The sequence below is a fragment of the Collinsella aerofaciens genome (assembly GCF_039758815.1).
In the GTDB taxonomy this organism is placed as follows: Bacteria; Actinomycetota; Coriobacteriia; order Coriobacteriales; family Coriobacteriaceae; genus Collinsella; species Collinsella aerofaciens_BP.
Genome location: NZ_JBDMSK010000042.1, coordinates 1 through 3,829, shown reverse-complemented (window position 1 = coordinate 3,829; position 3,829 = coordinate 1). Strand labels below are relative to the sequence as shown.

Genomic DNA, 3,829 nt, shown 5'->3' with positions numbered 1-3,829 from the left:
AGGAGCTGGACAGGCGGGCGCACACCTACGCCAACGATGTTGACCAGAGCGGCCGGCATGTCGGGTACCTGTGCCGCGCGGGGGACGAGAGTCCCGTTCCGCTCGAACAGGCCATCGAGCGCCGTATGGGCGAGCTAAACACGAAGAGGAAAATCAGGGACAACCAAGTTCGCGCGATGGGGTTCATCGTGTCGACAAACGAAGCGCTTCCGGACGAGGAGACGGCCAAGGAGTTTCTTGACAGGTCGGTTCAGTGGTTCGGTGCGCGGTACGGCTATGAGAACTTGCTCGCCGCCCAGATTCATCTGGACGAGGGCACCCCGCACGTGCACATCTGGATCGCCCCGGTCATCCACGGCGAGGACGGCTACGATCGCCTGTGCGCCAAGGAGCTGTTCGCGCCCGACAAGCGGCGCAAGAACGCCGAGGGCAAGTGGGAGGTGACGGCCCAGGGAACCATGAGCAGGCTTCAGGAGGACTTCTGGGAGCAGGTCGCGAAGCCCTACGGGTACGAGCGCCCAATGCGCCACGAGCTGCGCGCGAAGGGCTACAGGAGCCTTGACGCGTACAAGGTGCAGGTCGGCACCACGAGGGCGCTCAAGTCCGAGATAGAGACCCTTGAGGGCGAGAGAGACAAGGCGAAGCACGGGGCGATAACGGCGAAGCGCGAGCTGGACGGCCTTGAACAGCTCAGGGTTGAGTCCAGTGTCAAATTGGGTGCCGTGAACGCCAAGGTCGATGAAAAGCGGGCGCAGGCTGCGGAAATCGACCGCCGAATCGCGGAGAAAATGGCCGAGCTTGACCGCTTGAACGGCGAAATCGGCGAGAAAATCGAGCTGCGCAACGAGGTGGGCGAAAACCTCCAGCGCGAGCAGCGGCGATTGGAGTCGGTTCGGCAAGCGGCGGGACGGCTTGAGGAGGACGTTGAGGAGCTGGAAGCCATCGCTTCCCTCGCTGACCAGTTCGACCACGCGGGACGCTTTGAGAAGCGCGGAATCATCGATGAAATCGCTGCTCGATGCGATGGACTCCGAGGACGAGTTGAGCGGGTCGTTGAGGGAATCAGAGGAGCGGTTGGACGGCTTGAGGTGGCAATTGCGGACCTCTCCCGAAAGCTCGCGCCGAGAAGTGCGCGGATGACAACAAGGGCGCTCAAACGCGATTTGGCGGCCTTGGAGCGCGATTACGGGGAAGACGATGACAGAAGCCCCAAAGCCCGTGCTGCGGAAGCCCAGAGGGCTGCTAGGGCGCGGGATGCGAACCGTGACGATAGACCGCCGCAGCGGTCGTGGAGTCAGAGCCGCTAGAAACGAAAACGCCCGCCCAGCCTTAAGCCAGGCGGGCGGGTCGTTCGTTTGAGGTACAATTCGGCAAAGGCGAACGGGGCTCCTACCCCCCGACGCTGACACTGAGGTCACGACTCAAATGCCACCGTAGTACCACGGCCCCATTCTAGCACGCGGGCATCTGACTACAGCAAACTGGCAAACCATATCCGAGTTTGTGACCTCCCGAGACCCGGGAGGTTTTCTTTTATGAGCGGCGAAAGTAAACAAATTGATGAAGACGAGAATGGCCCCGAGAACGGCGGCATGAAATCCGGCCCTTGTCTAATAGCCGGATTTCATGCACTTTCGTGCACTTCCCCTAGCTACTACAACCCCTATAGGGGTGTAAATAAAAATACGCTGTCGGTCGATATGGTTCGACTTTCTCTTACCTTCAAGGGTGACCGTGGCGAGTGGTTGAGCCGCAAGGGAGCGCAGCTCACAGACTGCGACGAGATGAGCGCTTGGACGTCGAAAATCAGGCCGGGCGGGTGGTATGAGCTGTGGAGTTTCGCTTTGGGCGGCAGCTCGGTCGCGCTCGGCATCGGGTTTATGGAACCGTCCTGCAAAGTCAACATGCACAAGGGCTTTATCGAGTTCAACCCGAACAAGGTTGCTGGCGATAAAAGGTTCCACGGACTTCTTAAGACGCTTGGGACGTGTGTGTCCAAGGCTCGGCTCAAGCGCTTTGACCTTGCCTACGACATTCCGGTGAGCCGCTACGACTGCCGCTTAAGCAAGGACAGGCGCATGTACAAGTCCGTCATATCGAATGGCATCACGGAGTATCTGGGGGTCAAGAACACGCCCGCATACGTCAAGGTCTACGACAAGGCCGCCGAGCTGCATCTTGATACGGACAAGGTGCAGCTGACGCGCATCGAGATGACTTGTGATGGCGAGTGGACTGCGGAGCAGCTTGAGGAGCACTGGCCGCAGGTGCACGCGTGGCACAGTGAATCTGGGACAAAGGATTACATTCGCGTGATTGGAATCATGCTGGCCGAGAAAGCCGAGAGAAACGAGGACGTTGAGACGCTCATCAATATGCTTGGACGCACCAGCCGGCCAAAGGTACGCGAGTACCTGCGCACGCCGTGCGTGAAGCTGCCGGATGGAGCTGCCGCCCTGCTGCTGGCGGAAGCGAAAAGCTGGTGCGGCGCGGTAGGCGGGTCAATGGAGCAGGCGGTGACTACGGGGGCGGAGTAGTTCCGCATAGCGGATCTACGTAGCCCTCGTTCACCGGCTGCGGAATTGACGCGGCGGTCGAGCCAAAAGACAGACTGGGATAAGGGTCGATGGGCACACCTGCTCCATCGACCCTTTCCTTGCCCAAGTCTGCGAGCGCGGGAGGGCTGGATATCGGATTCCCATGGGCGAGGTACTACGACCTCGCCCATGGGAATCCGATATCCGATACCGATACCGATAGTGATTTGTGGGGTGGTTTGGAGGGGCGCGCTCATTATTTTTCGCTAACTACGTCCGAAAAATAATGTGACAAATGACAAATGACAAATCAGGTTGAGCGGGGGAGTTTGAGGGGGCTTGCCCCCTCATTCGGCGCTTGCGCCGATGGCCCGCACCTCATGAGCGACGCCGCGAATGAGTAGGGCTGGGGGGTCTCGGGGGGAACGCCCGAGCGGGTCAAGGGCGGCGCCCTTGCACGTGCCAAGCGTAGCTTGGTATAACGTGACTATACCAAATGTCGCTAACGCACCTTTAGGTGGTTCGAACTCGGGAGTTTGACATGACCGTAGCACCCTTGATTGCCATGAAGTCGACCAAATGCGAGAGCCTTGAAGCCGTGGGCAAGGAGCTGGACAGGCGGGCGCACACCTACGCCAACGATGTTGACCAGAGCGGCCGGCATGTCGGGTACCTGTGCCGCGCGGGGGACGAGAGTCCCGTTCCGCTCGAACAGGCCATCGAGCGCCGTATGGGCGAGCTAAACACGAAGAGGAAAATCAGGGACAACCAAGTTCGCGCGATGGGGTTCATCGTGTCGACAAACGAAGCGCTTCCGGACGAGGAGACGGCCAAGGAGTTTCTTGACAGGTCGGTTCAGTGGTTCGGTGCGCGGTACGGCTATGAGAACTTGCTCGCCGCCCAGATTCATCTGGACGAGGGCACCCCGCACGTGCACATCTGGATCGCCCCGGTCATCCACGGCGAGGACGGCTACGATCGCCTGTGCGCCAAGGAGCTGTTCGCGCCCGACAAGCGGCGCAAGAACGCCGAGGGCAAGTGGGAGGTGACGGCCCAGGGAACCATGAGCAGGCTTCAGGAGGACTTCTGGGAGCAGGTCGCGAAGCCCTACGGGTACGAGCGCCCAATGCGCCACGAGCTGCGCGCGAAGGGCTACAGGAGCCTTGACGCGTACAAGGTGCAGGTCGGCACCACGAGGGCGCTCAAGTCCGAGATAGAGACCCTTGAGGGCGAGAGAGACAAGGCGAAGCACGGGGCGATAACGGCGAAGCGCGAGCTGGACGGCCTTGAAC

The 3,829-nt window shown here is 60.5% G+C and carries 3 protein-coding genes; all 3 read left to right on the top strand.

Going from position 1 to position 3,829, the window contains the following annotated elements; all coding sequences use genetic code 11:
* Window positions 1-1,307 (top strand): plasmid recombination protein (locus ABHT90_RS09905; protein ID WP_346982395.1); only part of this gene is annotated, 1,307 nt, incomplete at its 5' end.
* Window positions 1,308-1,535: 228 nt separating this feature from the next.
* The gene (locus ABHT90_RS09900) at window positions 1,536-2,537 is read left to right on the top strand and encodes a hypothetical protein (RefSeq protein ID WP_346982394.1); all 1,002 of its coding nucleotides are present in this window, start codon (window positions 1,536-1,538) and stop codon (window positions 2,535-2,537) included.
* Window positions 2,538-3,078: 541 nt separating this feature from the next.
* Window positions 3,079-3,829: MobV family relaxase (mobV, locus tag ABHT90_RS09895; RefSeq protein WP_346982393.1), on the top strand; the 751-nt coding region annotated here is incomplete at its 3' end.

Bases quoted from the DNA above. Each gene is read 5' to 3' on its own strand.
- ABHT90_RS09900 (WP_346982394.1), top strand. From the start codon at position 1,536: ATGAGCGGCGAAAGTAAACAAATTGATGAAGACGAGAATGGCCCCGAG.